This window comes from Pseudomonas sp. 24 E 13, assembly GCF_900004715.1.
GTDB classification, from domain to species: Bacteria; Pseudomonadota; Gammaproteobacteria; order Pseudomonadales; family Pseudomonadaceae; genus Aquipseudomonas; species Aquipseudomonas orientalis_A.
Genome location: NZ_CVTO01000008.1, coordinates 1 through 24,529, shown reverse-complemented (window position 1 = coordinate 24,529; position 24,529 = coordinate 1). Strand labels below are relative to the sequence as shown.

The 24,529-nt window shown below is 59.2% G+C and carries 28 protein-coding genes; 21 read left to right on the top strand and 7 right to left on the bottom strand.

Going from position 1 to position 24,529, the window contains the following annotated elements; all coding sequences use genetic code 11:
• Window positions 1-94 precede the first annotated feature (94 nt).
• The 15 genes from rpsH to bfr all read left to right on the top strand — a co-directional run bounded on the left by rpsH (window position 95) and on the right by bfr (window position 9,293).
• Window positions 95-487: a 30S ribosomal protein S8 gene (rpsH, locus tag BFP90_RS00215; RefSeq protein WP_003176413.1), complete on the top strand. Its 393-nt coding sequence runs from the start codon at window positions 95-97 to the stop codon at window positions 485-487.
• Window positions 488-499: 12 nt separating this feature from the next.
• Window positions 500-1,033, top strand: coding sequence for a 50S ribosomal protein L6 (gene rplF / locus BFP90_RS00210; RefSeq protein ID WP_003176412.1), 534 nt, complete (start codon window positions 500-502; stop codon window positions 1,031-1,033).
• A gap of 10 nt (window positions 1,034-1,043) precedes the next feature.
• A complete protein-coding gene (gene rplR, locus BFP90_RS00205; protein ID WP_017135964.1) occupies window positions 1,044-1,394 on the top strand; it encodes a 50S ribosomal protein L18 in 351 nt (116 codons plus the stop codon).
• Window positions 1,395-1,397: 3 nt separating this feature from the next.
• Window positions 1,398-1,898 carry a 30S ribosomal protein S5 gene (gene rpsE / locus BFP90_RS00200; RefSeq protein ID WP_003176409.1) on the top strand — a complete coding sequence of 167 codons (501 nt, stop codon included), beginning with the start codon at window positions 1,398-1,400 and terminating at the stop codon, window positions 1,896-1,898.
• A gap of 2 nt (window positions 1,899-1,900) precedes the next feature.
• On the top strand, window positions 1,901-2,077 hold the full coding sequence (gene rpmD / locus BFP90_RS00195) for a 50S ribosomal protein L30 (RefSeq protein ID WP_003176408.1): 177 nt from the start codon (window positions 1,901-1,903) through the stop codon (window positions 2,075-2,077).
• Between the two features lie 3 nt (window positions 2,078-2,080).
• Window positions 2,081-2,518: a 50S ribosomal protein L15 gene (gene rplO, locus BFP90_RS00190; RefSeq protein ID WP_003176407.1), complete on the top strand. Its 438-nt coding sequence runs from the start codon at window positions 2,081-2,083 to the stop codon at window positions 2,516-2,518.
• Window positions 2,519-3,847: a preprotein translocase subunit SecY gene (gene secY / locus BFP90_RS00185; protein WP_003194637.1), complete on the top strand. Its 1,329-nt coding sequence runs from the start codon at window positions 2,519-2,521 to the stop codon at window positions 3,845-3,847. It begins immediately after the preceding gene.
• A gap of 28 nt (window positions 3,848-3,875) precedes the next feature.
• Window positions 3,876-3,992 carry a 50S ribosomal protein L36 gene (rpmJ, locus tag BFP90_RS26925; protein WP_002555468.1) on the top strand — a complete coding sequence of 39 codons (117 nt, stop codon included), beginning with the start codon at window positions 3,876-3,878 and terminating at the stop codon, window positions 3,990-3,992.
• A gap of 129 nt (window positions 3,993-4,121) precedes the next feature.
• Window positions 4,122-4,478, top strand: a complete 357-nt coding sequence (gene rpsM / locus BFP90_RS00180) for a 30S ribosomal protein S13 (RefSeq protein ID WP_003210063.1) — start codon at window positions 4,122-4,124, stop codon at window positions 4,476-4,478.
• A 30-nt stretch (window positions 4,479-4,508) separates the two neighbouring features.
• Window positions 4,509-4,898, top strand: a complete 390-nt coding sequence (gene rpsK, locus BFP90_RS00175) for a 30S ribosomal protein S11 (RefSeq protein WP_002555466.1) — start codon at window positions 4,509-4,511, stop codon at window positions 4,896-4,898.
• Window positions 4,899-4,916: 18 nt separating this feature from the next.
• Window positions 4,917-5,537: a 30S ribosomal protein S4 gene (gene rpsD, locus BFP90_RS00170; RefSeq protein WP_003210056.1), complete on the top strand. Its 621-nt coding sequence runs from the start codon at window positions 4,917-4,919 to the stop codon at window positions 5,535-5,537.
• Window positions 5,538-5,559: 22 nt separating this feature from the next.
• A complete protein-coding gene (rpoA, locus tag BFP90_RS00165) occupies window positions 5,560-6,561 on the top strand; it encodes a DNA-directed RNA polymerase subunit alpha (RefSeq protein WP_003176403.1) in 1,002 nt (333 codons plus the stop codon).
• 41 nt (window positions 6,562-6,602) lie between these two features.
• The gene (gene rplQ, locus BFP90_RS00160; RefSeq protein ID WP_007918448.1) at window positions 6,603-6,989 is read left to right on the top strand and encodes a 50S ribosomal protein L17; all 387 of its coding nucleotides are present in this window, start codon (window positions 6,603-6,605) and stop codon (window positions 6,987-6,989) included.
• A gap of 235 nt (window positions 6,990-7,224) precedes the next feature.
• Window positions 7,225-8,673: a catalase gene (locus BFP90_RS00155; RefSeq protein WP_065895692.1), complete on the top strand. Its 1,449-nt coding sequence runs from the start codon at window positions 7,225-7,227 to the stop codon at window positions 8,671-8,673.
• A gap of 155 nt (window positions 8,674-8,828) precedes the next feature.
• Window positions 8,829-9,293, top strand: coding sequence for a bacterioferritin (gene bfr / locus BFP90_RS00150; protein WP_003176400.1), 465 nt, complete (start codon window positions 8,829-8,831; stop codon window positions 9,291-9,293).
• 65 nt (window positions 9,294-9,358) lie between these two features.
• Here bfr and uvrA read toward each other — a convergent pair whose 3' ends face one another.
• On the bottom strand, window positions 9,359-12,193 hold the full coding sequence (gene uvrA / locus BFP90_RS00145; RefSeq protein ID WP_065888412.1) for an excinuclease ABC subunit UvrA: 2,835 nt from the start codon (window positions 12,191-12,193) through the stop codon (window positions 9,359-9,361).
• A 178-nt stretch (window positions 12,194-12,371) separates the two neighbouring features.
• On the opposite strand from uvrA, the gene BFP90_RS00140 reads away from it, so the two are divergent.
• The 3 genes from BFP90_RS00140 (at window position 12,372) to tam (ending at window position 15,146) form a co-directional block, all read left to right on the top strand.
• A complete protein-coding gene (locus BFP90_RS00140; protein ID WP_065895691.1) occupies window positions 12,372-13,766 on the top strand; it encodes an MFS transporter in 1,395 nt (464 codons plus the stop codon).
• 9 nt (window positions 13,767-13,775) lie between these two features.
• On the top strand, window positions 13,776-14,291 hold the full coding sequence (locus BFP90_RS00135) for a single-stranded DNA-binding protein (protein WP_003232445.1): 516 nt from the start codon (window positions 13,776-13,778) through the stop codon (window positions 14,289-14,291).
• Window positions 14,292-14,384: 93 nt separating this feature from the next.
• Window positions 14,385-15,146: a trans-aconitate 2-methyltransferase gene (tam, locus tag BFP90_RS00130; RefSeq protein WP_065895690.1), complete on the top strand. Its 762-nt coding sequence runs from the start codon at window positions 14,385-14,387 to the stop codon at window positions 15,144-15,146.
• A gap of 16 nt (window positions 15,147-15,162) precedes the next feature.
• On the opposite strand, the gene BFP90_RS00125 is transcribed toward tam, so the two are convergent.
• Window positions 15,163-15,726 (bottom strand): cysteine hydrolase family protein, encoded by a 564-nt coding sequence (locus tag BFP90_RS00125; RefSeq protein WP_065891607.1) that lies wholly within the window; start codon window positions 15,724-15,726, stop codon window positions 15,163-15,165.
• Between the two features lie 249 nt (window positions 15,727-15,975).
• Here BFP90_RS00125 and BFP90_RS00120 point away from each other — a divergent pair, with 249 nt between their 5' ends.
• Both BFP90_RS00120 and BFP90_RS00115 read left to right on the top strand, forming a co-directional pair.
• Window positions 15,976-17,085: a DUF3182 family protein gene (locus tag BFP90_RS00120; protein WP_065895689.1), complete on the top strand. Its 1,110-nt coding sequence runs from the start codon at window positions 15,976-15,978 to the stop codon at window positions 17,083-17,085.
• The gene (locus BFP90_RS00115) at window positions 17,075-17,830 is read left to right on the top strand and encodes an alpha/beta hydrolase family protein (protein WP_065895688.1); all 756 of its coding nucleotides are present in this window, start codon (window positions 17,075-17,077) and stop codon (window positions 17,828-17,830) included. The genes BFP90_RS00120 and BFP90_RS00115 overlap by 11 nt, the downstream gene beginning before the upstream one ends.
• Window positions 17,831-17,834: 4 nt before the next feature.
• On the opposite strand, the gene BFP90_RS00110 is transcribed toward BFP90_RS00115, so the two are convergent.
• The 4 genes from BFP90_RS00110 to BFP90_RS00095 are packed head-to-tail and all read right to left on the bottom strand — an operon-like array spanning window position 17,835 to window position 21,739.
• On the bottom strand, window positions 17,835-18,791 hold the full coding sequence (locus tag BFP90_RS00110) for a lysylphosphatidylglycerol synthase domain-containing protein (protein ID WP_065888406.1): 957 nt from the start codon (window positions 18,789-18,791) through the stop codon (window positions 17,835-17,837).
• Window positions 18,781-20,043 (bottom strand): cardiolipin synthase ClsB, encoded by a 1,263-nt coding sequence (gene clsB / locus BFP90_RS00105; RefSeq protein ID WP_065895687.1) that lies wholly within the window; start codon window positions 20,041-20,043, stop codon window positions 18,781-18,783. The genes BFP90_RS00110 and clsB overlap by 11 nt, the downstream gene beginning before the upstream one ends.
• The gene (locus BFP90_RS00100; protein ID WP_065895686.1) at window positions 20,040-20,816 is read right to left on the bottom strand and encodes an endonuclease/exonuclease/phosphatase family protein; all 777 of its coding nucleotides are present in this window, start codon (window positions 20,814-20,816) and stop codon (window positions 20,040-20,042) included. Before BFP90_RS00100 ends, clsB begins: the two co-directional genes overlap by 4 nt.
• Window positions 20,813-21,739, bottom strand: a complete 927-nt coding sequence (locus BFP90_RS00095; RefSeq protein ID WP_065895685.1) for a DUF72 domain-containing protein — start codon at window positions 21,737-21,739, stop codon at window positions 20,813-20,815. The genes BFP90_RS00100 and BFP90_RS00095 overlap by 4 nt, the downstream gene beginning before the upstream one ends.
• Before the next feature lie 188 nt (window positions 21,740-21,927).
• On the opposite strand from BFP90_RS00095, the gene BFP90_RS00090 reads away from it, so the two are divergent.
• On the top strand, window positions 21,928-24,009 hold the full coding sequence (locus BFP90_RS00090; protein WP_065891613.1) for a mechanosensitive ion channel family protein: 2,082 nt from the start codon (window positions 21,928-21,930) through the stop codon (window positions 24,007-24,009).
• A 111-nt stretch (window positions 24,010-24,120) separates the two neighbouring features.
• On the opposite strand, the gene BFP90_RS00085 is transcribed toward BFP90_RS00090, so the two are convergent.
• Window positions 24,121-24,529: Lhr family helicase (locus BFP90_RS00085; RefSeq protein ID WP_141688877.1), on the bottom strand; the 409-nt coding region annotated here is incomplete at its 5' end.

Here is a 24,529-nt window from a genome sequence, read left to right as displayed (position 1 = left end):
GGCTCGCCTGAGCCCGTGTTTTTTACGCTCGGAAGATTCTCGGCGACATATGTAGCCGCAAGGCTAATTTTTTTGTATTAGGAGCGTCTAGCCCATGAGTATGCAGGACCCGTTAGCGGACATGCTAACTCGTATCCGTAATGCCCAGATGGCTGAAAAGTCCGTCGTAAGCATGCCATCTTCCAAGTTGAAGGTAGCTGTTGCCAAAGTCCTGAAAGACGAAGGCTACATTGCGGGTTATCAGATCAGCAGCGAAATCAAGCCACTGCTGTCCATCGAGCTGAAGTACTTCGAAGGCCGTTCGGTCATCGAGGAAGTGAAGCGCGTTAGCCGTCCAGGCCTGCGTCAGTACAAGTCCGCTGAAGATCTGCCGAAAGTTCGTGGCGGTCTGGGCGTGTCTATCGTCTCCACCAACAAAGGTGTGATGACGGATCGTGCTGCGCGCGCTGCCGGTGTCGGCGGCGAAGTTCTTTGCACTGTGTTCTAAGGGGGGATAAGCATGTCTCGCGTCGCTAAGAACCCCGTTAAGCTGCCAGCCGGTGTCGAAGTCAAATTCGCAGGCCAACAGCTTTCGGTGAAGGGTGCCAAGGGCACTCTTGAACTGAATATCCATTCGTCCGTTGAGATCGTTGAAGAAGCTGGTGAGCTGCGTTTCGCTGCTCGCAATGGCGATCAACAAACTCGCGCAATGGCCGGTACCACGCGTGCGTTGGTAAACAACATGGTCCAAGGCGTAAGCCAAGGCTTCGAGCGTAAGCTCCAGCTGGTCGGTGTTGGTTACAAAGCGCAAGCAAAAGGCACGGTTTTGAACCTGGCCCTTGGCTTCTCGCACCCAGTGGATTACGAACTGCCGGAAGGCATCACCGCTGAGACCCCTAGCCAAACCGATATCCTGATCAAGGGCATCGATAAGCAGCTGGTAGGTCAGGTGGCCGCTGAGATCCGCGACTTCCGTCCACCAGAGCCGTACAAAGGCAAAGGTGTGCGCTACGCGGACGAAGTCGTCCGTCGTAAAGAAGCCAAGAAGAAGTAGGGCATAGCAAATGACCGACAAAAAAGTTACTCGACTGCGTCGCGCTCGCAAAGCACGCCTGAAAATGCACGAACTCGAAGTCGTGCGTCTCTGCGTGTATCGCTCGTCGCAGCACATCTACGCCCAGGTCATCTCGGCCGACGGCAACAAAGTCCTGGCAAGCGCCTCGACTTTGGATAAAGAACTGCGTGATGGTGCCACCGGCAACATCGACGCGGCCACAAAGGTTGGCCAGCTGGTCGCTACACGTGCTAAGGCCGTGGGCGTCTCGCAAGTGGCTTTCGACCGCTCTGGCTTCAAGTACCACGGCCGCGTTAAAGCGCTGGCTGATGCTGCTCGTGAAGCTGGGCTGGAGTTCTAAGTTATGTCAAATAACGACCAAAAGCGCGACGAAGGCTACATTGAGAAGCTGGTTCAAGTTAACCGCGTAGCCAAAACCGTTAAAGGCGGCCGTATCTTCACTTTCACCGCGTTGACCGTGGTGGGTGATGGTAAAGGGCGTGTTGGCTTCGGCCGTGGCAAGTCACGTGAAGTGCCTGCTGCGATCCAGAAGGCAATGGAAGCTGCTCGTCGCAACATGATCCAGGTTGATCTGAACGGCACTACCCTGCAGTACGCAATGAAGTCCGCCCATGGCGCTTCGAAGGTGTACATGCAGCCTGCTTCTGAAGGTACCGGTATCATCGCTGGCGGCGCTATGCGTGCTGTCCTCGAAGTTGCTGGCGTTCAGAACGTTCTGGCCAAGTGCTACGGCTCGACTAACCCGGTAAACGTGGTTCACGCCACTTTCAAGGGTTTGAAAGCTATGCAATCTCCTGAGTCCATCGCTGCCAAGCGTGGCCTGACTGTGAAGGAGATCTTCTGATCATGGCTACCGTTAAAGTAACGCTGATCAAAAGCATGACCGGCCGCATTCCTAACCACAAACTGTGCGTTAAGGGTTTGGGTCTGCGTCGCATCGGTCACACTGTAGAAGTCCAGGATACTCCCGAGAATCGCGGGATGATCAACAAGGCTTACTACATGCTGCGTGTAGAGGGTTAATCGATGAAACTCAATGATCTGAGTCCAGCGCCGGGTTCCCGTCGCGAAAAGCATCGTCCGGGCCGTGGTATCGGTAGCGGTTTGGGTAAGACTGGTGGCCGTGGCCACAAAGGTCAGACCTCCCGCTCCGGTGGCACCATCGCTCCAGGCTTTGAAGGCGGTCAACAGCCGCTGCATCGTCGCCTGCCTAAGTTCGGTTTCGTATCCCTGAAAGCCATGGACCGCGCAGAAGTGCGTCTGTCCGAGCTGGCTAAAGTGGAAGGCGACATCGTTACTGTGCAGACCCTGAAAGATGCCAACGTGATCAACGTCAACGTACAGCGTGTGAAAATCATGCTGTCCGGTGAAGTGACTCGCGCTGTCACTATCGGCAAGGGAATCGGCGCCACCAAAGGTGCGCGTTCGGCTATCGAAGCAGCTGGCGGCAAGTTCGAGGAATAAATGGCTAAGCAAGGTGCTCTCTCAGCGCTCGGCAAAGGCGGTATGTCTGAACTTTGGGCTCGTCTGCGTTTTCTGTTCCTGGCGATTATCGTCTACCGAATAGGCGCACACATCCCGGTTCCAGGTATCAACCCGGACCGACTCGCAGACCTGTTTCGACAGAATGAGGGGACCATTCTTAGCTTGTTCAACATGTTTTCCGGCGGCGCGCTGGAACGGATGAGCATCTTTGCACTGGGGATCATGCCGTACATTTCGGCATCGATCATCATGCAACTGATGACCGCCGTCAGCCCGCAGCTGGAGCAGTTGAAGAAGGAAGGTGAAGCTGGCCGTCGCAAGATTAGCCAGTACACCCGCTACGGCACTGTCGTCCTCGCTCTGGTTCAAGCTATCGGCATGTCCGTTGGCCTGGCAGGGCAGGGCGTTGCGTTCACTGGTGACTTTGGCTTCCATTTCGTCGCGGTATCCACGTTTGTGGCTGGTGCGATGTTCATGATGTGGCTGGGTGAGCAGATTACTGAGCGTGGTGTTGGTAACGGTATCTCGATGTTGATTTTCGCAGGTATCGTCGCCGGTCTTCCGAGAGCAATTGGGCAGTCTTTCGAGTCTGCGCGTCAGGGGGATATCAATATCTTCGCCCTGGTTGCTATCGGTTTGCTGGCAGTAGCGATTATCGGTTTTGTGGTGTTCATTGAGCGTGGTCAGCGTCGTATTGCTGTTCACTACGCCAAGCGTCAGCAGGGCCGTAAGGTGTTTGCTGCGCAGACCAGCCACTTGCCGCTGAAGGTGAATATGGCCGGCGTTATTCCGGCAATTTTCGCGAGCAGCATCTTGCTGTTTCCGGCTTCGTTGGGTACCTGGTTTGGTCAGTCTGAAAATATGGGCTGGCTGCAGGACCTCTCTCAGTCGATCGCTCCTGGTCAGCCGTTGAATATTCTGCTGTTTAGTGCAGGGATTATTTTCTTCTGCTTCTTCTATACGGCGTTGATGTTCAATCCGAAAGACGTAGCGGAAAACCTGAAGAAGTCCGGTGCCTTTATTCCGGGTATTCGTCCGGGTGAGCAGTCTGCGCGCTACATTGATGGCGTTCTGACTCGTTTGACCCTGTTCGGTGCTCTATATATGACGGCCGTCTGTTTGCTTCCCCAGTTCCTGGTGGTTGCGGCAAACGTTCCGTTCTACCTTGGCGGGACCTCGTTGCTGATCGTGGTCGTGGTTGTGATGGACTTCATGTCCCAAGTACAATCGCACCTCGTTTCGCACCAGTACGAATCCCTGATGAAGAAAGCCAACCTGAAGGGCTACGGCAGCGGCATGTTGCGCTGAGTACCCCATAAGGTTCGAGGAGTTGGTGATGAAAGTTCGTGCATCGGTGAAAAAGCTGTGCCGTAACTGCAAGATTATTCGCCGCGAAGGTGTTGTTCGAGTAATTTGCAGCGCGGAACCGCGTCACAAACAGCGCCAAGGCTGAGTGTGATCCGCTTGAAGCCCGGCAGCTAGTGCGCTGCCGGGTTGATTATTTGTTATTACAGCGATATTATCTCGCGCCCTATTTCTTGGCTTCCGGGGCGTAGGTAGCTGTCAATTGGAGTCCCACTGAATGGCCCGTATTGCAGGCGTTAACATTCCAGATAACAAGCACACTGTTATCTCGCTGACCTACATCTATGGTGTTGGTCGCACTACTGCGCAGAAAATTTGCGCAGACACTGGGGTAAACCCAGCCGCAAAGATCAAGGATCTGAGCGACGAGCAGATTGAGCTGTTGCGTGGCGAAGTGGCGAAGTTCACCACTGAAGGTGACCTGCGTCGCGAAATCAACATGAAAATCAAGCGTTTGATGGACCTCGGTTGCTACCGTGGTCTGCGTCATCGTCGTGGTCTTCCAGTGCGCGGTCAGCGTACCAAGACTAACGCGCGTACCCGTAAAGGTCCGCGTAAGCCGATCCGCAAGTAATCGCCCACGCGAATCGACAGGAAAATTATCATGGCAAAACCTGCTGCTCGTCCTCGTAAAAAAGTTAAAAAGACAGTGGTTGATGGCATCGCCCACATCCATGCTTCTTTTAACAACACAATCGTGACCATCACCGACCGTCAAGGTAACGCGCTTTCTTGGGCTACCTCCGGTGGTTCGGGTTTCCGCGGTTCCCGCAAGTCCACCCCGTTTGCTGCTCAAGTAGCTGCTGAACGTGCTGGCCAAGCTGCGCTGGAATACGGCCTGAAAAACCTCGACGTTAACGTCAAAGGTCCAGGTCCAGGTCGTGAGTCTGCTGTCCGTGCTTTGAACGGCTGTGGCTATAAGATCGCCAGCATCACCGACGTGACGCCAATCCCGCACAACGGGTGCCGTCCGCCGAAGAAGCGCCGCGTGTAATCCAGGAGATTGTAAAGAATGGCTCGTTACATTGGTCCAAAATGCAAACTCGCTCGTCGTGAAGGCACCGATCTCTTCTTGAAGAGCGGCGTGCGCGCGATCGAATCGAAGTGCAACATTGAAGCAGCACCTGGTATCCACGGCCAACGCCGCGGTCGCCAGTCCGATTACGGCACCCAACTGCGTGAAAAGCAGAAGGTCCGTCGTATCTACGGCGTTCTCGAGCGTCAGTTCAGCGGCTACTACAAAGAAGCTGCTGGCAAGAAAGGTGCAACCGGTGAAAACCTGCTGCAACTGCTCGAATGCCGTCTGGACAACGTTGTATACCGTATGGGCTTTGGTTCGACTCGCGCCGAATCCCGTCAGCTGGTATCGCACAAATCCGTCAGCGTAAACGGCCAAACCGTTAACGTACCGTCTTACCAGGTTCGTGCTGGTGACGTGGTCGCGATTCGCGAGAAAGCAAAAAACCAACTTCGCATTGTCCAAGCTCTCGATCTGTGTGCCCAACGTGGCCGCGTAGAATGGGTAGAAGTAGACACTGAGAAGAAGTCGGGCGTTTTCAAGAACGTTCCTGCTCGCAGTGATCTGTCCGCCGACATCAACGAAAGCCTGATTGTCGAGCTCTACTCCAAGTAAGGGCTAGAAAATAGGTGCATCCATGCAGATTTCGGTAAATGAGTTCCTGACACCGCGCCACATTGATGTGCAGGTTGTCAGTCCAACCCGCGCTAAAATTACTCTCGAGCCTCTCGAGCGTGGTTTTGGCCACACCCTGGGCAACGCGCTGCGCCGCATCCTGTTGTCCTCAATGCCCGGCTGTGCAGTAGTCGAGGCCGAGATTGACGGTGTGCTCCACGAGTACAGCGCCATCGAAGGTGTACAGGAAGACGTAATTGAAATCCTGTTGAACCTTAAAGGTCTGGCTATCAAGCTGCACGGCCGTGACGAAGTTACGCTGACCTTGTCGAAGAAGGGTTCGGGGGTGGTTACCGCTGCCGATATTCAGCTGGATCATGATGTCGAGATCGTTAATCCCGATCACGTAATCGCTAACCTGGCGTCTAACGGCGCCCTGAACATGAAGCTCACCGTAGCTCGTGGTCGTGGTTATGAACCGGCCGACTCGCGTCAGAGCGATGAAGACGAAAGCCGCAGCATTGGTCGCTTGCAGCTTGACTCTTCGTTCAGCCCGGTTCGCCGTATCGCATACGTGGTGGAAAACGCCCGTGTCGAGCAGCGTACTAACCTGGACAAGCTGGTTATTGATCTGGAAACCAACGGTACTCTGGATCCTGAAGAGGCTATCCGCCGCGCTGCAACCATTCTGCAACAGCAGTTGGCTGCGTTCGTCGACCTCAAGGGTGACAGCGAACCAGTGGTAATCGAGCAGGAAGACGAGATCGATCCGATCCTGCTTCGCCCGGTTGACGATCTGGAACTGACTGTACGTTCGGCTAACTGCCTTAAGGCGGAAAACATCTACTACATCGGCGACCTGATTCAGCGTACCGAAGTAGAGCTGTTGAAGACTCCGAACCTTGGCAAGAAATCCTTGACTGAAATCAAGGACGTTCTGGCCTCCCGCGGTCTGTCCCTCGGCATGCGCCTCGACAACTGGCCGCCTGCAAGTCTTAAGAAGGACGACAAGGCGACTGCCTGATCGTCGTAATCACCGAACGTGAGTTTGGTAAGGAATGAACCATGCGTCATCGTAAAAGTGGTCGTCACCTGAGCCGTACCAGCTCGCACCGCAAGGCCATGTTCCAAAACATGGCGGTGTCGCTGTTCGAGCACGAGCTGATCAAAACTACACTGCCGAAAGCTAAAGAACTGCGTCGCGTTGCTGAGCCGCTGATCACTTTGGCCAAGACAGACAGCCTGGCTAACCGCCGTTTGGCTTTCGACCGTACTCGTTCGAAAGCTATCGTTGGTAAGCTCTTCAACGACCTGGGCAAGCGTTATGCTACCCGTGAGGGTGGCTACCTGCGCATCCTCAAGTGCGGCTTCCGCACTGGCGACAACGCGCCTATGGCGTACGTCGAGTTGGTTGATCGTGCTACTGCCGGCGAAGCTGTAAGCGCCGAGTAACACGGCAGTCTGCAACGAAGAACCGGGCCTGGCGCCCGGTTTTTTGTGCGCGTAATAAAAGCGCATTAGGTCCAGGTTTCCCGGGGACGCTGGGCGAGATGGACGTTGGCTCGGTTGGTAGTAATTTTCTATTGAAGCCTACAATTTAATAAATTTGTAGGTGTCATGTTGTTGATTGATACTCCCTCCAAGCCGATTAGCCGGCAGTTCCAAGCCAGACCTGAGGAAATTGCGCATGAGCCAGAATAAAGTCCTTACCACCGCCAGCGGTGCACCCGTTGCGGATAATCAGAATTCCCGTTCTGCCGGCCCCCGTGGCCCGCTGCTGCTCGACGACTTCCACCTGATCGAGAAGCTCGCTCACTTCAACCGTGAAAATATTCCGGAGCGCCGTGTACACGCCAAAGGTTCGGGCGCCTACGGTACGTTCACCGTCACCCGAGACATCACTCAATACACCAGCGCCAAGCTGTTCGAGTCAGTGGGTAAGCAAACCCCAACGTTCCTGCGGTTCTCCACTGTAGGTGGTGAGCGCGGTTCGGCTGACACTGAGCGCGACCCACGCGGCTTCGCCTTGAAGTTCTATACCGAGGAAGGCAACTGGGACATCGTCGGCAACAATACGCCTGTGTTCTTCATCCGTGACCCGCTGAAATTCCCGGATTTCATCCACACCCAAAAGCGTCTGCCGCAAAGCAACCTGAAAAGCGCACAGATGATGTGGGACTTCTGGTCGCACTCCCCAGAGGCGCTGCACCAGGTCACCATCCTGTTCTCGGACCGTGGCATCCCTGATGGCTACCGCCACATGCACGGCTTCGGCAGTCACACCTACAGCCTGATCAACGCCAACGGCGAGCGTCACTGGGTGAAATGGCACTACAAGACCAAGCAAGGCATCAAGAACCTGGCGCCGGCTGAAGCTGCGCGCCTGGCGGGTACCGATCCTGACTATGCCCAGCGCGATCTGTTTGGCGCCATTGAACGTGGTGATTTCCCAAAATGGCGCGTTTGCATCCAGATCATGACCGAGGCTCAAGCGAACGCTCACTACGAAAACCCGTTTGACGTCACCAAGACCTGGTCGCAAAAAGAATTCCCACTGATCGAGGTGGGCGAGCTGGAACTCAACCGCAACCCGCTGAACTACTTCGCCGAAGTGGAACAGGCCGCGTTCGGCCCAAGCAATATGGTCCCAGGCGTTGGCCTGTCGCCGGACCGTATGCTGCAAGGTCGCGTCTTTGCCTACGCAGATGCTCACCGGTACCGTGTTGGCACCAATCACCAGCAACTGCCGGTGAATGCTCCACGTAACCCGGTCAACAGCTACCAGCGTGACGGGTCGATGGCCTTTGGCAGTAATGGTGGCGCTGCGCCTAACTACGAGCCAAACAGCTACGGCGATGCGCCAAAGCAGGCGCCACAGTACGCGGAGCCTGCACTGGCCTTGAGCGGCGCAGCTGATCGTTACGATCATCGCGAAGACACTGATTACTACAGCCACGCCGGTGCACTGTTCCGCTTGATGAATGACGAGCAGAAAGCGCTGCTGACCAGCAACATCGCCGGTGCGATGGGCGGTGTTTCCAGTTATGTGGTCCAGCGTCAGTTGCAGCATTTTTACAAAGCGGATCCCGCTTATGGAGAAGCAATCGCAAATGCACTGGGTGTATCGCTTAACTGACTCTAAACGATAAGCAGAACCGCCCTCATTTGGGCGGTTTTTGCGTTATTTCAGCTACTTTTCTCCGGAAATCTTCGCTTTTCTGCCGTTGATCCCGTGACCTTCAGGTCAGCATGGTTCAAACTACAGACTTTCAAGCAGGGAGATGTAGGGCGATGCAAGGTCACCCCGACGTAATCGATTACCTCAACACGTTGCTGACGGGCGAACTGGCAGCTCGTGACCAATATTTCATCCATTCGCGTATGTACGAAGACTGGGGCTTTACCGAGCTCTATGAACGTATTAACCATGAGATGGAAGAAGAGGCGCAGCACGCTGACGCACTGATGCGTCGTATCCTCATGCTCGAAGGCACGCCGCGCATGCGTCCCGACGACCTGGATGTGGGCACCACAGTGCCGGATATGCTCGCTGCCGACCTTCGTCTCGAATACAAGGTCCGTGCCGCGCTCTGCAAGGGCATTGAGCTGTGCGAGCAGCACAACGACTATGTCACTCGCGAGATCCTGCGCGTGCAGTTGAATGACACCGAAGAAGATCATACCTACTGGCTGGAAAAGCAGTTGGGTCTGATCAAGCTGATTGGCCTGGAAAACTACCTGCAATCGCAGTTCTGATTCCGGCTACGAAAAAGCCCCTGCCACCGATGAGGTGACAGGGGCTTTTTATCGGGCCCGGTAAATCAGGCCCGGTCGCGCTCCAGCAACGGCTTCAGATAGTAGCCAGTATGGGATTGCGACATCTCGGCAACTTGCTCCGGTGTACCCACAGCAATGATCTGCCCGCCCTTGGAACCGCCTTCCGGCCCCAGGTCCACCAGCCAGTCGGCAGTCTTGATCACATCCAGGTTGTGTTCAATCACCACCACCGTATTACCGTGATCACGCAACCGATGCAGCACGTCCAGCAGTTGCTGAATATCGGCAAAGTGCAGGCCAGTGGTTGGCTCATCAAGGATATACAAGGTTTTGCCTGTATCCCGTTTGGACAACTCACGCGACAACTTCACCCGCTGCGCTTCACCACCCGACAGCGTGGTCGCCGACTGCCCCAGCTTGATATAAGACAGGCCGACATCCATCAATGTCTGGAGCTTGCGCGCCAACGCCGGAACCGCGTCGAAGAACACCCGCGCTTCCTCGATGGTCATCTCCAGGGTTTCGTGAATGTTCTTGCCCTTGTATTTGATTTCCAGGGTTTCACGGTTATAGCGCTTGCTCTTGCACACATCGCACGGCACATAGATATCCGGCAGGAAGTGCATCTCGACCTTGATCAAGCCATCGCCCTGGCAGGCTTCACAGCGACCGCCCTTGACGTTGAACGAGAACCGGCCCGGCCCGTAGCCGCGTGAGCGGGATTCCGGAACACCGGCGAACAACTCGCGAATCGGCGTGAACAGCCCGGTGTAAGTCGCCGGGTTGGACCGCGGCGTACGGCCAATCGGGCTCTGGTCGATGTCGACCACCTTGTCCAGATGCTCCAGGCCCTTGATGCTGTCGTGGGCCGCCGCTTCCAGGGTGGTAGCGCCGTTCAGGGCGGTGGCACTGAGTGGGAACAACGTGTTGTTGATCAGCGTCGACTTGCCCGAGCCGGAAACCCCGGTCACACAGGTCAGCAGGCCCAGGGGGATTTCCAGATCCACATTGCGCAAGTTGTTGCCACGAGCACCCTTGAGGTGCAACGCCATCTTCTTGTTGCGCGGCGTGCGCTTGGCCGGCACCGCAATTTTCACGCGGCCCGACAGGTACTTGCCGGTCAGTGAATCCGGATGCGCCATGACTTCGGCAGGCGTGCCCTCGGCGACAATATGTCCGCCATGCACACCCGCGCCAGGGCCGATATCGACCACGTAATCCGCCAGGCGAATCGCGTCCTCGTCGTGCTCGACCACAATCACCGTGTTGCCGATATCCCGCAGGTGTTTCAACGTACCCAGCAAGCGATCGTTGTCGCGTTGATGCAAGCCGATCGACGGCTCATCGAGGATGTACAACACGCCCACCAGTCCCGCGCCGATCTGGCTGGCCAGGCGAATCCGCTGGGCCTCGCCGCCCGACAGGGTATCGGCACTGCGGTCCAGCGACAGATAGTCCAGGCCAACGTTGACCAGGAACTGCAGGCGCTCGCGGATTTCCTTGAGGATCTTGTCGGCAATCTCCCCACGGCGGCCGGTCAGCTTGAGCACACCAAAGTACTCACAGGCATCGCCGATTGGCAAGTTGGTCACCGCCGGCAACGTCTTCTCGCCAACCCACACATGCCGCGCTTCGCGGCGCAGGCGAGTGCCACGGCAATCAGGGCAAGGTTGGGTGCTGAGGAATTTCGCCAGCTCTTCGCGCACGCTGGCCGATTCGGTCTCGCGGTAACGGCGCTCAAGGTTCGGCACGATGCCTTCGAACGGGTGGGAGCGCTTGACGATGTCACCACGGTCGTTCAGATACTTGAAGTCGACGTTCTGCGAGCCGCTGCCGTTGAGGATGACCTTCTGCTGGTCCGCCGGCAGTTGGTTGAACGGCACTTCGAGGCTGAACTTGTAGTGCGACGCCAACGACCCCAACATCTGGAAGTAGTAGACGTTGCGCCTGTCCCAGCCACGAATCGCCCCCTCCGCCAACGTCAGGTCGCCGTTGACCAGGCGCTTGATGTCGAAGAACTGCTTGACGCCCAGGCCGTCACAGGTCGGGCAGGCGCCGGCCGGGTTGTTGAAGGAAAACAGCTTGGGTTCCAGTTCGCTGATGGCATGGCCGCAGATCGGGCAGGCAAAGCGCGCGGAGAAGATGATCTCTTCGCCCGGCTCGTCGTCCATGGGCGCGACCAGGGCAATACCGTCGGCCAGCTTCAACGCGGTCTCGAAGGATTCCGCCAGGCGCTGCTGCAGGTCGGCACGCACCTTGAAACGGTCGACCACCACGTCGATGGAGTGCTTCTTCTGCTTGTCTAGCTTGGGCGCTTCATCCAGCTCATAAAGCTTGCCGTTGATGCGGGCGCGCACGAAACCTTGCGCCCGCAGCTCTTCAAAGACCGAGAGATGCTCGCCCTTGCGCTCGCGGATGACGGGCGCCAGCAGCATCAGCTTGGCGCCCTCCGGCTGGGCCAGCACCAGGTCAACCATCTGGCTGACGGTCTGGGCTTCCAGCGGAATATCGTGGTCCGGGCAGCGTGGAATACCCACGCGTGCATACAGCAGACGCAGGTAATCGTAGATTTCGGTAATGGTGCCCACGGTGGAGCGCGGGTTATGGGACGTCGATTTCTGCTCGATGGAAATGGCCGGCGACAAACCTTCGATGGTGTCGACGTCGGGCTTTTCCATCATGGACAGGAACTGGCGGGCATAGGCCGACAGCGATTCCACATAGCGACGCTGGCCTTCGGCATACAGCGTGTCGAACGCCAGGGACGATTTGCCCGAACCGGACAGGCCGGTGATGACGATCAGTTTGTCCCGGGGCAGGGTCAGGTCGATGTTCTTCAGGTTGTGGGTTCTAGCCCCACGAATCAGGATCTTGTCCAAGATGGCCTCGCACGGCGGGCGTAAATAATGCCGGAGTATACGGCTAAAGACTGGATGAATATACACTGTCAAAAGGCCGCTTGCAGCCTTACATGAAAGCTGCGCGGCAAAGCGCCGCATATACCCTCTCAATCGATGGGACTGGTAGAATCGCCGCCGGTTCACACGAGGTTTTTCCATGCACGATCCCCACAGCGAACGCATGAGTAGCGGCGAGACCCGAGCGGCAAGCGGTCTGGCCCTGGTGTTCGCCTTCCGTATGCTGGGCATGTTTATGGTGTTGCCGGTGCTGGCGACCTATGGAATGGATCTCGCAGGCGCGACCCCCGCATTGATCGGCCTGGCGATTGGCGCCTATGGCTTGACCCAGGCGCTCTTCCAGATACCGTTCGGCATCATTTCCGACCGTATAGGCCGTCGCCCGGTGATTTACCTGGGGCTGATCGTGTTCGCCCTCGGCAGTGTGCTCGCGGCGCAGTCCGATTCGATCTGGGGCGTGATCGCCGGACGTATCCTGCAAGGCGCCGGGGCGATTTCCGCTGCGGTGATGGCGTTGCTGTCAGACCTGACCCGCGAACAACATCGCACCAAGGCCATGGCCATGATCGGCATGACCATCGGTTTATCGTTTGCCGTGGCGATGGTGGTCGGCCCGCTGCTGACTCGCGCTTTCGGCCTGCACGGGTTGTTCCTGGCCACCGGCGGCATGGCGTTGGTCGGTATCGTGATCGTGGCCTTCATGGTGCCGCGCTCGACCGGCACGCTGCAGCACCGTGAGTCCGGCGTCGCGCGCAAGGCGCTGTTGCCGACGCTCAAGCACCCGGACCTGCTGCGCCTGGATTTAGGTATCTTCGTGTTGCACGCAATGCTGATGTGCAGCTTCGTCGCCTTGCCCCTGGCGCTGGTGCAGAAAGCCGGTTTGCCCAAGGAGCAGCACTGGTGGGTCTACCTGACCGCCCTGTTGGTTTCGTTCTTCGCCATGATCCCGTTCATCATCTACGGCGAGAAGAAACGCAAAATGAAACGAGTTCTGCTCGGCGCCGTCGCGACATTGATGCTCACTGAACTATTCTTCTGGCAGTTCGGCGACAGCCTGCGGGCGCTGGTGATCGGCACGGTGGTGTTCTTCACCGCGTTCAACCTGCTGGAAGCGTCATTGCCGTCGCTGATCAGCAAGGTTTCACCGGCCGGCGGCAAGGGCACGGCGATGGGCGTGTATTCCACCAGCCAGTTCCTCGGTTCGGCGCTGGGCGGGATCATGGGTGGCTGGATGTTCCAGCATGGCGGTTTGTCGGTTGTGTTCCTCGGATGCGCCGGGCTGGCTGCACTTTGGCTGGTCTTTGCTGTTACCATGCGCGAACCTCCGTATGTGACGAGCCTACGCCTGCCGTTATCGCCTGAAGCGATGCGCGAAGCCGGCTTGGCCGAGCGCCTGAAGGCCGTCGTTGGAGTAACGGACGCAGTAGTGGTCGCAGAAGAAACTGCGATTTACATCAAATTGGACACCGAATTATTGGATCGCGCGACGCTCGAGCACCTGGTCAACCCAGTGCCGACAGCGCGCCCAGCCTAGGAGAACGTTATGGCCCGTGGGGTTAACAAAGTCATATTGGTCGGTACATGCGGCCAGGATCCCGAAGTTCGCTACCTGCCTAACGGTAACGCCGTGACGAACCTGAGTCTGGCGACCAGCGAACAGTGGACCGACAAGCAGACAGGCCAGAAGGTCGAGAAAACCGAATGGCACCGCGTGTCGATGTTCGGCAAAGTGGCCGAGATCGCCGGTGAGTACCTGCGCAAAGGTTCGCAGGTCTACATCGAAGGCAAACTGCAAACCCGCGAGTGGGAAAAAGACGGCATCAAGCGTTACACCACTGAAATCGTGGTCGACATGCAAGGCACCATGCAATTGCTGGGCGGCCGTCCACAGGGCGACCAACAGGGCCAGGGCGGCATGTCCAACTCGGCACCGCGTCCACAGCAATCGCGTCCGCAGCCAAGCCAGCAGCCTCAGCGCGAGTCGCGCCCGGCGCCACAACAGGCCGCTCCGCAGCCGGCTCCGGATTTCGACAGCTTTGATGACGATATCCCGTTCTGAGGCCTAAACCTCCAGACACAACAAAACCCCCGATAGCCCTGGCGTCGGGGGTTTTTTATGGGCGATGCTTAACCACCAAGAGAGGAGAACCCGATGACGTGGTCCGCCAAGCAGTACACGATGTTCGAGCAGCAGCGCACGCGCCCCGTCCGCGACCTGGTGGCCGCGATTCCCAATACCGATGTGGGCACGGCCGTTGATCTGGGCTGTGGTCCCGGCAATTCCACCCAGGTGTTGGCCGAACGCTTTCCACACGCCCACATTACCGGCATGGACAGCTCCGATGACATGCTGCGCGACGCGCGCAAGCGCCTGCCGGCCTTGAGCTTCGAACTGGCGGATATCGGCGCCTGGCGTCCGGCGCAGCCCTTCGACGTGATTCTCGCCAATGCGTCTCTGCAATGGCTGCCTGACCACGCCTCGCTCTATCCGCACCTGGTCAACCAACTGACCCCCGGCGGCACGCTGGCGGTGCAGACGCCGGACAACCTCGACGAGCCTGCCCACCGGCTCGCCCGTGAGGTCGCAGCGCAGGGGCCATGGGCCGCGAAGATCGGCGCGGTCAAGCATAACGAGCGGCATTCGGCGAGCTATTACTTCGAACTGCTGAACCGGCATTGCAGCACCGTCGATGTCTGGCGTACCACCTACCACCATCCGTTGGCAGACCACGGGGCAGTGGTGGAGTGGTTCAAGGGTTCAGCGCTGCGGCCTTTCCTGGCGCCACTGAACGATGACGAAAAAGCCGCTTTCCTGCAGGCGTACCAGGCACGGATTACCCAGGCTTATCCAGCCCTGGCGGATGGCACGGTACTGCTGCCATTCCCACGCCTGTTTATCATCGCCACGCGCTGAACGCGCCAAGCGGCGGTCAAGCCACCGCCGCTTGGGCTTTCAAATAGTCTTGCGTCGACACCACACTCGCATAGCCGAAGGCCAGCGCGGCCATGTAGGCGCCATGCACCTGCGCGGCGGGAATCACCTGCCCATTGAAATTCTGGTCACAGGTAGCGCAGGCGTCATGAATGACCGTGACCTTGTAGCCCAAGTCTGCCGCCGCCCGCACTACAGCGTCGATGCACATATGGCTCATGCTGCCGACCACCACCACGTCGGTAATGCTGCGCCGTTCCAGCAACTCGCGCAGGTTGGTCTGGCGAAAGGCATTCACAAAGTGCTTGAGCACCACCGGCTCGTTACCCTGGTTCAGCACGTTGGCATGCAACTGCGCGCCTTCGGAGCCCGGCGTGAAGAACGGCGCGTCATCGTCCGCGAACTCGTGACGCACGTGGATCACCGCATCGCCGGTCTGACGAAAGGCCTTCAGCACCTGCGCGGCGTTGTCCGCAGCGGCCTCCACACCGTCAAGCGGCCACTTGCCCTGGGGGAAGTAGTCGTTCTGGATATCGATCAGGATGAGTGCTTGCTTGGCCATGTGGTTTGCCTCGTGATGGGTTGATAGGTCCAGTATCTTAGCTGGCGCCGCCGTCGGATATCGGCTGCCGTACACGTGAATCGTGCAGAACGCCGCGTGCCCGAGGCCGCATCGTGCAGAATGGCGCAGGCTAACTGCTATTGCGTGTCCGGCAACTGATTGATTTTCAAGCGCTCTTCCTCAACGCGAGCTTGGCCTGATCCCTGCTACGCTTCTTTTACACACATGGCCGGATGCCAAGGGGGATGCATGACCCCGATTTCACGTAAAAAGCTGGTGCTCTCTCATTCAACGCGCAGCGGCGCACCCCAGCATGAAGTGGAGACCAACCGCGCCCTGGCGCGCTGGCTCGCGCAGATACTGGGGCTAAAATTCGGCGGCAGCTTCGATCCGCTCAAGCACGCCGGCCACGACCTGTACCTGCTTCCCACACAAACGCTGGTCGGGGCCGCCCAGGCACAAGCGCTCGATATCAAAGGCCCGCAAGACCTGTGGGGCGGTTATGTCGATCATGCGTTCATCTGTACCAAAGCCATCACTCATGGCCTGCTGAGCCCGCAAGCCCAGGCGCCCGAGGGCTGGTCGCCGCTGTTTTGTGAGCGCGTGCGCGACGTAGTCCTCGATGGCTTGAGTGTCTTCGCGCTGGAAGATGCACGGCCAGCCGCGACCCGTTTGCTCTACAGCGGGCCGATTCGCTTGAAGCCCGTAAACGCCTGCGCGGGGCGCGGGCAAGAGGTGATCCGCAGCCTCGACGAATTCGATGCCCTGCTGGCGCGTCCCGAAGCCGCCGCAATGTTTAATGATGGGGTGGTGCTGGAACAAGACCTGCAGGACGTAGTCACTCACAGTGTTGGCCAAAGCTTTATCGGCGATCACGTCATCAGTTACTGCGGCGAGCAATACCTGACCCGGGACGGGCAGGGCGAAGAGGTCTACGGCGGCTCCAAACTGCTGGTGGTGCCCGGCGGTTACGACGACTTGCTCGCTCTGGCTCTGCCGGACGATGTACGCGAAGCCGTCAGGCAAGCGCAGGTCTTCGACAAGGCTGCCGATGAAGCCTACCCCGGCTTCTATGCCTCGCGGCGCAACTACGACATCGCCCAGGGGCTGGACAGCGACGGCCAACGCCGCAGTGGCGTGCTCGAACAGTCCTGGCGCATGGGCGGGGCCAGCAGCGCGGAAGTCGCGGCGCTGCAAAGCTTCGTCAACCACCCCGGCTTGCGCGCGATCCGAGTGGCCTCGGTGGAAACCTATGTGGACCGGACGTTACCGGCAGACGCCATCGAGGTGTACCGCGGCCCGGCTGAAAACAGCGACTTTCTCCTCAAATATGTGACGGTTAACGCTTATGACGGCTAGAAGCGAGAGCATCGCAATCGACATTGACGACGAACAGATGAGCGGGACCTTCCTCAGCCCCAAATCCAAAGTGCCGGGCGTGTTGTTCGTGCACGGCTGGGGCGGCAGCCAGGAGCGCGACCTGGAGCGCGCCAAAGGCATCGCGGGGCTCAGTTGCGTGTGTTTGACTTTCGACCTGCGCGGCCATGCAGGCACGGGTATCCCGCTTTCGCGAGTGACCCGTGAAGACAACCTGCGCGACCTGTTGGCCGCCTACGACCGGCTGTTATCTCACCCGGCCATCGACACCTCGGCGGTGGCGGTGGTGGGCACCAGCTATGGGGGCTACCTGGCGGCGATCCTCACCTCATTGCGCCCGGTGCGCTGGCTGGCGTTGCGGGTGCCCGCGCTGTACCGCGACCAGGAATGGCTCAAGCCCAAGCGTGACCTGGATAAAGCCGACCTGATGGATTACCGCAGTACGCTGGTGCAGGCCGAAACCAACCGGGCCCTGCATGCCTGCGCAAAATTCAGCGGTGATGTGCTGATCGTCGAATCGGAGACCGACGACCACGTGCCCCACGCCACCATCATGAGTTACCGCGCGGCCTGCCAGAACACCCATTCCCTGACCCACCGCATCATCGATGGCGCCGACCATTCATTGAGCGACCCGGTGTCGCAACAGGCCTACACCTCGATCCTGGTGGACTGGATTACCGAGATGGTGGTGGGTGAACGGCTGAGCATCATTCAATCCCGCTAGTGCGCTAAGCGGGTGTTTTCTTCACCCGCAACGCCTTGGCCTTCGCTTCCACCCCCAAATACATCACCAGCGCGATCAACAACGGGCAAATGAAATAGATCGCCCGATAGGCAATCAATCCGGCCAGCAGACTGCCGCGCGACGCCTCATGCTGCAACAGCCCGATAAACACTGCTTCCAGCACCCCAAGGCCCGCTGGAATATGCGTGAGCACCCCGGCAATCGCGCTGATCAGCAGCACCCCCAGCACCAGCGGATAATCCAGTTTCGCCGGCAACAGCGTGAAAATCACCGCCGCCATCAGCGACCAGTTCAGCGCGCCCAACATCAATTGCAAGCACGCCATGCGCAGCGACGGCAGGTTGATTTCCATGCCGCGAATCGTCCACGCACGTTTTTTCGAAAACTGGCAGGCCACCAGGTAACCGAGGCTTGCCAGCACCAACAGCGCACCGATGCCTTGCAATGCCGTAGTGCTGACCTTCCAACCCGGCGGCATGGTGACCAGGCCGCTGCTGAATATCACCCCCGAGATCGCCATGTAGCCGAACCAGTTGGTGGCCAGGCTCAGCCCCAGGATCTTGGCGATATTGCCGGTGCTCACCCCCAGTCGCGAATACAGCCGATAACGCATGGCGATGCCGCCCACCCACGCGCTCAGGTTGAGGTTGAACGCGTAGCTGATGATGCCCACCGGCAGGATCTGCTTCCAGCGCAAGGGCTGGCGGATGTAGGTGCGGCCGATCAGGTCGAAGCAGGCATACACAATAAAGCTGCACACCGTCAGCGCGCCCGCGATCAACAGGGTGCGCACCTTGAATTCACTCAGCGTCTGCAGCACTTCGCTCCAGTCGATGCGTCGGGCAAGCAAGGTGAACAGCACGATAAGCAGCACAAAGAACGCAAGGGTCAGGGGCTTCTTCCAGCGCTGGAACCGCGAGCCGTTTTTTTCAGAGGTCATGGGCCGGACTCTCAATGGGTTTCAAACGCGGCTTGTGTGCCGGCAGCCAGCCGGTGAGGGCGGGGAAGTGACGCATCACATGAAAGACCAGGAAGCCCACGGTCAGGCGCCATAACCACAGGCGCGGTTTGCGTTTTGCCGGCATGGTCTGGCAATGGTCCCTGGCGAGCGCTTCCAGGCTTTCGTACAACTGCTGATTGAACGCCCGGTCGCGAATCAGCACATTGGCTTCAAGGTTCAATGCCAGGCTCAACGGGTCCAGGTTGCTTGAGCCTACGGTGCTCCAGTCATCGTCTATCAAAGCCACCTTGCCGTGCAGCGGGCGCTGGCAGTACTCGTGAATGACCACGCCATCCTTGAGCAGATAGTCATACAGCATGCGCGCCGCCAGCTTGGCGAGCAGCACATCCGGTTGGCCCTGCATGATCAATTGCACGTGCACGCCACGGCGCGCGGCGTTGCGGATTTCACGCAGCAGGCGGTAACCGGGGAAGAAATACGCGTTGGCAATCACGGCGCGCGTACGCGCTTTGCTCAAGGCGTGAATATAGGCTTCTTCGATATCATCGCGATGCTGCACGTTGTCGCGATAAATCAGGCGTACCAGACCGTCTTCGTCAGACGTTGCCCATGGCGTAGGACGTTGCTGGCGCCGCCGCCATCCACGCCGCGTACGCACCTGGCGACCACTTTGCGCCAGGGCGAAGTGGTGCAGGTCGGCCACCGCCGGGCCAACGATTTGCACCGCATAGTCCTGCTTGGCTTCAGGGCCGAAGTCACCCAGATGGTCGGCGGAAAAGTTGATACCGCCGATGAACGCCACGCTGGCATCCACCACCACGATTTTGCGGTGCAGGCGACGGAACCAGTTGGTGCGGATACCCAGCGTCTTCGAGGCCGGATCGAACATCTGCACCACCACCCCGGCCTCGGCCAGCTCGCGCAAAAATGCCGTGCTCAGTTCGCCGCAACCAAAGCCATCCAGGCTGGCCACCACCTTCACTCCGCGCTGCGCGGCTTCGATCAGGATGGCTTTGAGCTCAAAGCCGACCTTGTCTTCGAAGAGGATAAACGTCTCCAGCAGAATCTCGCGCTGCGCCGCGCGCATGGCCTCGAACACCTTGGGAAAGTAGGCCTCGCCATTTTCCAGCAACTCGATGCGGTTGCCGCTCTGCCAGCCGTAGTCGAGGTCGCGCGCCTTGGCATCATCCGGCGGCTGATCGGTGGCGATATGTTCTACAGCAACGTTCATAGCTCAATCTCCACCGACAGCGGCACGTGGTCAGACAAATGGGACCAGGGCCGCGTGGTCAGCACCCGGGGGTTATGCACCTTCAGATTGCGCACATAAATGCGGTCCAGCGGCAACAACGGCAGGCGCGCGGGAAAGGTGCGTGCCGGCTTGCCCAAGGTCTGCATGAAGACTTCCTCAAGGCCGCTTTGGCTCAGGTCGGCACGCTGGCGCCAGTCGTTGAAATCGCCGGCGACCACCACTGGCGCGTCGGCCGGGATCTCGCTGATGCGTTGCTCCAGCAGGCGCAATTGCTGCTGGCGATGCACTTCACGCAGGCCCAGGTGGATGCAGATCGCATGCACTTCCTGCCCGCTGCCCGGCAGGCGCAGGACGCAATGCAGCAGGCCGCGGTTTTCGTGGCCGCTCTGGGAGATGTCGAGGTTGTCGTGACGGATGATCTGGAATTTCGACAGCAACGCGTTGCCGTGGTCGCCATGGGGGTAGACCGCGTTGCGCCCGTAGGCGAACTGCGGCCAGATGCTGTCTGCGAGGAACTCGTACTGCGGCATCTTCGGCCAGTCGCTGTAGCGCTGCGGATGCTGCTCGTGGGTGCCATGGATTTCCTGCAGGAACACCATGTCGGCGCCCACGCTGCGCACGGCTTCGCGCAATTCGGGCAGGATGAAACGCCGATTCAAGGCGGTGAAACCCTTGTGGATATTGACCGTCAGCACGGTAAAGCGAGTAATGGGGGCAGTGGGTGTGATGGGAATCAACTCCGGCTGTGTCATGGCAGCACTCCAGGTTCCGGCAGTTGCCCCGGCGCTGTCGCCAGGTGCTCATCCAGACCCAAACGCTGTAACAATTGACGGGCATCGAAAGGCGCACGCACCTTGATGTCGTTATCGAAAAAGCAGAACACGTCGCGCTGTTTGCGCGTGCGTGGCTTGTGTTGCGGGTCGATCAACTGCGCATCCGCGGGCTGTTTGCCGTGCTGCCAACGCTCGATGCGCTCGCCCCAGCGCGCGAGGGCGTCGTCGGTGTAGCCACTGGCGTACAACTGCTTGTCGCCATGCAGGCGCAGGTACAGGAAGTTGGCGGTGACGTCTTCGGCATATGGCCACTTGCCAGCCGTGTCCGCCACCACCAGGGCGACGCCGTACTTGTCCAGCAACTGCACAAACTCAGGCACCGCAAAGCTCTTGTGGCGAATTTCCACCGCATGGCGCAACGGTTGCTTGCCGTAGGCCTTCATGCTCGCCTTGCCATTCAGACGTGGCTCATGCTGATGGGCGAGGGCGGCGGCCTGCAAGGTGGTGGTGGGCAGTTCGGCCAGAAAGGCTTCGAACAGCGGCGGATCGAACTTGAAACTGGGCGGGAACTGCCAGAGGATCGGCCCAAGCTTGTCCTTGAGCTCCAATACCCCGGAGGCGAAGAAATTCGCCATGGGCTTGTGTACATCGCGCAGGCGCAGGATGTGGGTGATATAGCGCGGGGCCTTGACGCTGAACATGAACCCTTCGGGCGTGTCGGCATACCACTCGGCGTAGCGCTTGGGGGTTTGCAGCGCGTAGAACGAACCGTTGATTTCGATCGCATTGACGGCGCGTGAGGCAAACTGCAACTCGCGTTTCTGGGTCAAGCCTTCGGGGTAGAAATCGCCCCGCCAGGGCGTATAGCGCCAGCCGGAAATGCCGATGTGAATCGCCGCCATGCTTACTCCCGTTGATCCAGGGCCGATTGCCCCGCGTTTTGGGATGACTACGATCTTTGGCCGAAAGTTTCCACATTCCTACAGGCGGTAGAGGGGCAGGAGGTGGGGCAGGGGCCGGGCGAATCAGGGGAACGATCACGGCTCAAACCCGTCAGTTCCTTACAGACCCCCAGAAGGAGCCCGGTGTTTTGCTGAATTTAAAGACTGCATTACTGCTCGTCGCGCTGCTGCTATGCGGCAACGGCGCACTGCAAGCCGCGGCCACCGCGCCTGAACCCGAAGCCCCGGCCAAGCCGGAATTACTGGTGGAGGGCGGCCTGCTCGGGGCCATCAGCTCCAGCATCGATGATGTGCAACAGAAGCTGGACCTCAATCAGAATTTCATCGACGAGTGGCGCCTGCGTGCCGACCGGGCCGCGAATGAAGTCGGGCGTCTAGTCGACCAGACGGCGGCGCGCTCGCCATGGAGCGTGGCCGGAGATTTCCTGCTGCTGTCGGCCGTGTGGATCGGTGCCTTTGCAGTGCTGACGCTGGTGGGCCGCCTTATCGTGCGGCGCTTGGGCCTGCGGGGTTTTTTCCAGCGCCGGGCGCGCCTGCTGGCGGTGCTGGGGTATGTGGTGCCCTACACCCTCCCGGCCATTATCTGCCTGCCGTTGACGCTGTATGTCAGCCACTTTTTAGCCACCTCCGTGGGCCGGGCGCTGGCGCTGTGTTTTGCCTACGCCACCAGCAGCGGCATCTTCTCCACCTCGATGCTGCTGTGCGTCATCGTCATGTTCAACCTCGGCCACAAGCGCCCGGCGGTGCGGTTGATCCGCGACTATTGCCCCAAACCGCTGTTCCTGATCGGCTTCCTCGCCGCCCTCAGTGACGCGTTGACCAGCCCGCAGATCGCCCGTCAGCTCGGCGGCAATATCACCAGCAGTATCGCGGTGTTTACCGGCCTGTTCGCGACGGTGATCTTTGGCGTGCTGGTGGTGCGTCTGCGCCGTCCGGTGGCGCACCTGATCCGCAATCGGCCGCTGGCCCAGCGTCTCAAGCATCCGGCGCTGCAGCAGTCGTTGCGGGTATTTTCCGGGCTCTGGTACTGGCCGATTTTGCTGATGGTGCTGGTCTCGGCAATCAACCTGATCGGTGCCGGCGACGACAATCAAAAGGCCCTGCGCTGCGCCTTGTTCACCACCATCCTGCTGATCGGCACGGTGTTTCTCAGCACCGTGCTGCAACACCTGTTCAAGTCTCGCAGCCAAGTGGCGATCCAGCGCAGCAGCGCCTACAAGGAGCGCTTCCTCAGCCTGCTGCACGCGATATTGCGCATCGTCATGGCGGTGGCCTTTATCGAAATCCTCGGGCGTATCTGGGGCGTGTCGTTGTTCGAGTTTGCCCAGCGCAACTCGGTGGGCCGGGCGATCAGCGATTCCCTCAGCAGCATCGGCTTGATCCTGCTGATGACCTGGCTGTTCTGGGTGGTGCTCGATACGGCGATCCAGGAAGCGCTCAAACCGCCGGTGAACAAGCGCTCCAGCCGCCAGCCCAGCACCCGTGTGAAAACCATCCTGCCGCTGTTGCGCAACGCCGTGAAAATCATCCTGGTGGTGATTTGTGCGATCACCACCATGGCCAACCTGGGCATCAACGTCGCGCCGCTGCTGGCGGGTGCGGGTGTGGTCGGCCTGGCCATCGGTTTCGGCTCGCAGCAACTGGTGCAGGACGTGATCACCGGCCTCTTCATCATCATCGAAGACACCCTGTCGATCGGCGACTGGGTGGTACTCGACTCCGGCCACGCCGGCACGGTCGAGGGCCTGACTATTCGCACCCTGCGCCTGCGCGACGGCAAGGGCTTTGTGCATTCGGTGCCGTTCGGGCAGATCAAGGCGGTTACCAACCAGTCGCGTCAGTTTGCGTATGCGTTTTTCTCAGTGCAGTTCACCTACGACACCGATGTGGACAAAGCCGTGGAACTGATCCGCGAGGCCGGCCAGTCGATCCGCGACGACGTGTTCCTCAAGTACAACCTGCAAGGGCCACTGGAGGTGTTCGGTGTCGACAAGATGGACCTCAATGGCGTGGTACTGACGGCGCAGTTCCGTACCGTGTCGGGTGGGCAATATGCGGTGAGCCGCGCGTTTAACCAGCGCTTGAAGAAGCTTGTGGATAACTGCGACGAAGTGCATTTCGCGCAGACTTATCCACAGCAGGTTGTGTTGCCCAAGCGGGTGGGGCAGGAGCATGAGGTGGAGATGACCGAGCAGCCGCGTGCCGAGTGAATGATTGGGGTGCCTGAGCTGGCGCGATCGGGGGCAAGCCCCCTCCCACATTTGAACGGTGTTCGCAGATCCAGTGTGGGAGGGGGCTTGCCCCCGATGAGGCCCTCAAACTCACCGCCTGAGCAACTTCTCCTGAATCGCCTGCTGATCCACCTCCAGCAACACCTGCTGCTTACCCCCCACCATCACCCCCGCCGGCACGCCATCCTTGTACACAATCCGATTGCCACTCACCGCCGGCACTTTGCTTCCCGGCAGCAGTGTGCCGACAAGGTTCAGCGGGTCGGCCCCGCACACTGCGATCAAGCTGCCGTCATGGGGCCGGCGCCGTACTTCACGCAGCAACGGGATCGCCTCCGGCAGTGCGAACTGTTCCCCCGCCAGGCCACTGACAAACCGCCCGCCGCGAATCTCGCCCCGCGCTTCGAGGCGGTGGTAGGTGCGCAGCAATTCGCGCCAGCTCGGCAACCAGTCCGCTTCGCGCTCCAGCAGGCGCCAGAACACCACGCCATAGCGGCGC

Bases quoted from the DNA above. Each gene is read 5' to 3' on its own strand.
- BFP90_RS00125 (WP_065891607.1), bottom strand. From the start codon at position 15,726: ATGGCCAAGCAAGCACTCATCCTGATCGATATCCAGAACGACTACTTC.
- BFP90_RS00115 (WP_065895688.1), top strand. From the start codon at position 17,075: ATGACGGCTAGAAGCGAGAGCATCGCAATCGACATTGACGACGAACAG.
- rpsD (WP_003210056.1), top strand. From the start codon at position 4,917: ATGGCTCGTTACATTGGTCCAAAATGCAAACTCGCTCGTCGTGAAGGC.
- BFP90_RS00135 (WP_003232445.1), top strand. From the start codon at position 13,776: ATGGCCCGTGGGGTTAACAAAGTCATATTGGTCGGTACATGCGGCCAG.
- bfr (WP_003176400.1), top strand. From the start codon at position 8,829: ATGCAAGGTCACCCCGACGTAATCGATTACCTCAACACGTTGCTGACG.
- rplR (WP_017135964.1), top strand. From the start codon at position 1,044: ATGACCGACAAAAAAGTTACTCGACTGCGTCGCGCTCGCAAAGCACGC.
- BFP90_RS00155 (WP_065895692.1), top strand. From the start codon at position 7,225: ATGAGCCAGAATAAAGTCCTTACCACCGCCAGCGGTGCACCCGTTGCG.
- BFP90_RS00140 (WP_065895691.1), top strand. From the start codon at position 12,372: ATGCACGATCCCCACAGCGAACGCATGAGTAGCGGCGAGACCCGAGCG.
- rpmD (WP_003176408.1), top strand. From the start codon at position 1,901: ATGGCTACCGTTAAAGTAACGCTGATCAAAAGCATGACCGGCCGCATT.
- clsB (WP_065895687.1), bottom strand. From the start codon at position 20,043: ATGAACGTTGCTGTAGAACATATCGCCACCGATCAGCCGCCGGATGAT.
- rpsE (WP_003176409.1), top strand. From the start codon at position 1,398: ATGTCAAATAACGACCAAAAGCGCGACGAAGGCTACATTGAGAAGCTG.
- rpsK (WP_002555466.1), top strand. From the start codon at position 4,509: ATGGCAAAACCTGCTGCTCGTCCTCGTAAAAAAGTTAAAAAGACAGTG.
- secY (WP_003194637.1), top strand. From the start codon at position 2,519: ATGGCTAAGCAAGGTGCTCTCTCAGCGCTCGGCAAAGGCGGTATGTCT.
- BFP90_RS00110 (WP_065888406.1), bottom strand. From the start codon at position 18,791: ATGACCTCTGAAAAAAACGGCTCGCGGTTCCAGCGCTGGAAGAAGCCC.
- rpsM (WP_003210063.1), top strand. From the start codon at position 4,122: ATGGCCCGTATTGCAGGCGTTAACATTCCAGATAACAAGCACACTGTT.
- BFP90_RS00095 (WP_065895685.1), bottom strand. From the start codon at position 21,739: ATGGCGGCGATTCACATCGGCATTTCCGGCTGGCGCTATACGCCCTGG.
- BFP90_RS00120 (WP_065895689.1), top strand. From the start codon at position 15,976: ATGACCCCGATTTCACGTAAAAAGCTGGTGCTCTCTCATTCAACGCGC.
- tam (WP_065895690.1), top strand. From the start codon at position 14,385: ATGACGTGGTCCGCCAAGCAGTACACGATGTTCGAGCAGCAGCGCACG.
- rplF (WP_003176412.1), top strand. From the start codon at position 500: ATGTCTCGCGTCGCTAAGAACCCCGTTAAGCTGCCAGCCGGTGTCGAA.
- BFP90_RS00100 (WP_065895686.1), bottom strand. From the start codon at position 20,816: ATGACACAGCCGGAGTTGATTCCCATCACACCCACTGCCCCCATTACT.
- rplQ (WP_007918448.1), top strand. From the start codon at position 6,603: ATGCGTCATCGTAAAAGTGGTCGTCACCTGAGCCGTACCAGCTCGCAC.
- rpsH (WP_003176413.1), top strand. From the start codon at position 95: ATGAGTATGCAGGACCCGTTAGCGGACATGCTAACTCGTATCCGTAAT.
- rplO (WP_003176407.1), top strand. From the start codon at position 2,081: ATGAAACTCAATGATCTGAGTCCAGCGCCGGGTTCCCGTCGCGAAAAG.
- rpmJ (WP_002555468.1), top strand. From the start codon at position 3,876: ATGAAAGTTCGTGCATCGGTGAAAAAGCTGTGCCGTAACTGCAAGATT.
- rpoA (WP_003176403.1), top strand. From the start codon at position 5,560: ATGCAGATTTCGGTAAATGAGTTCCTGACACCGCGCCACATTGATGTG.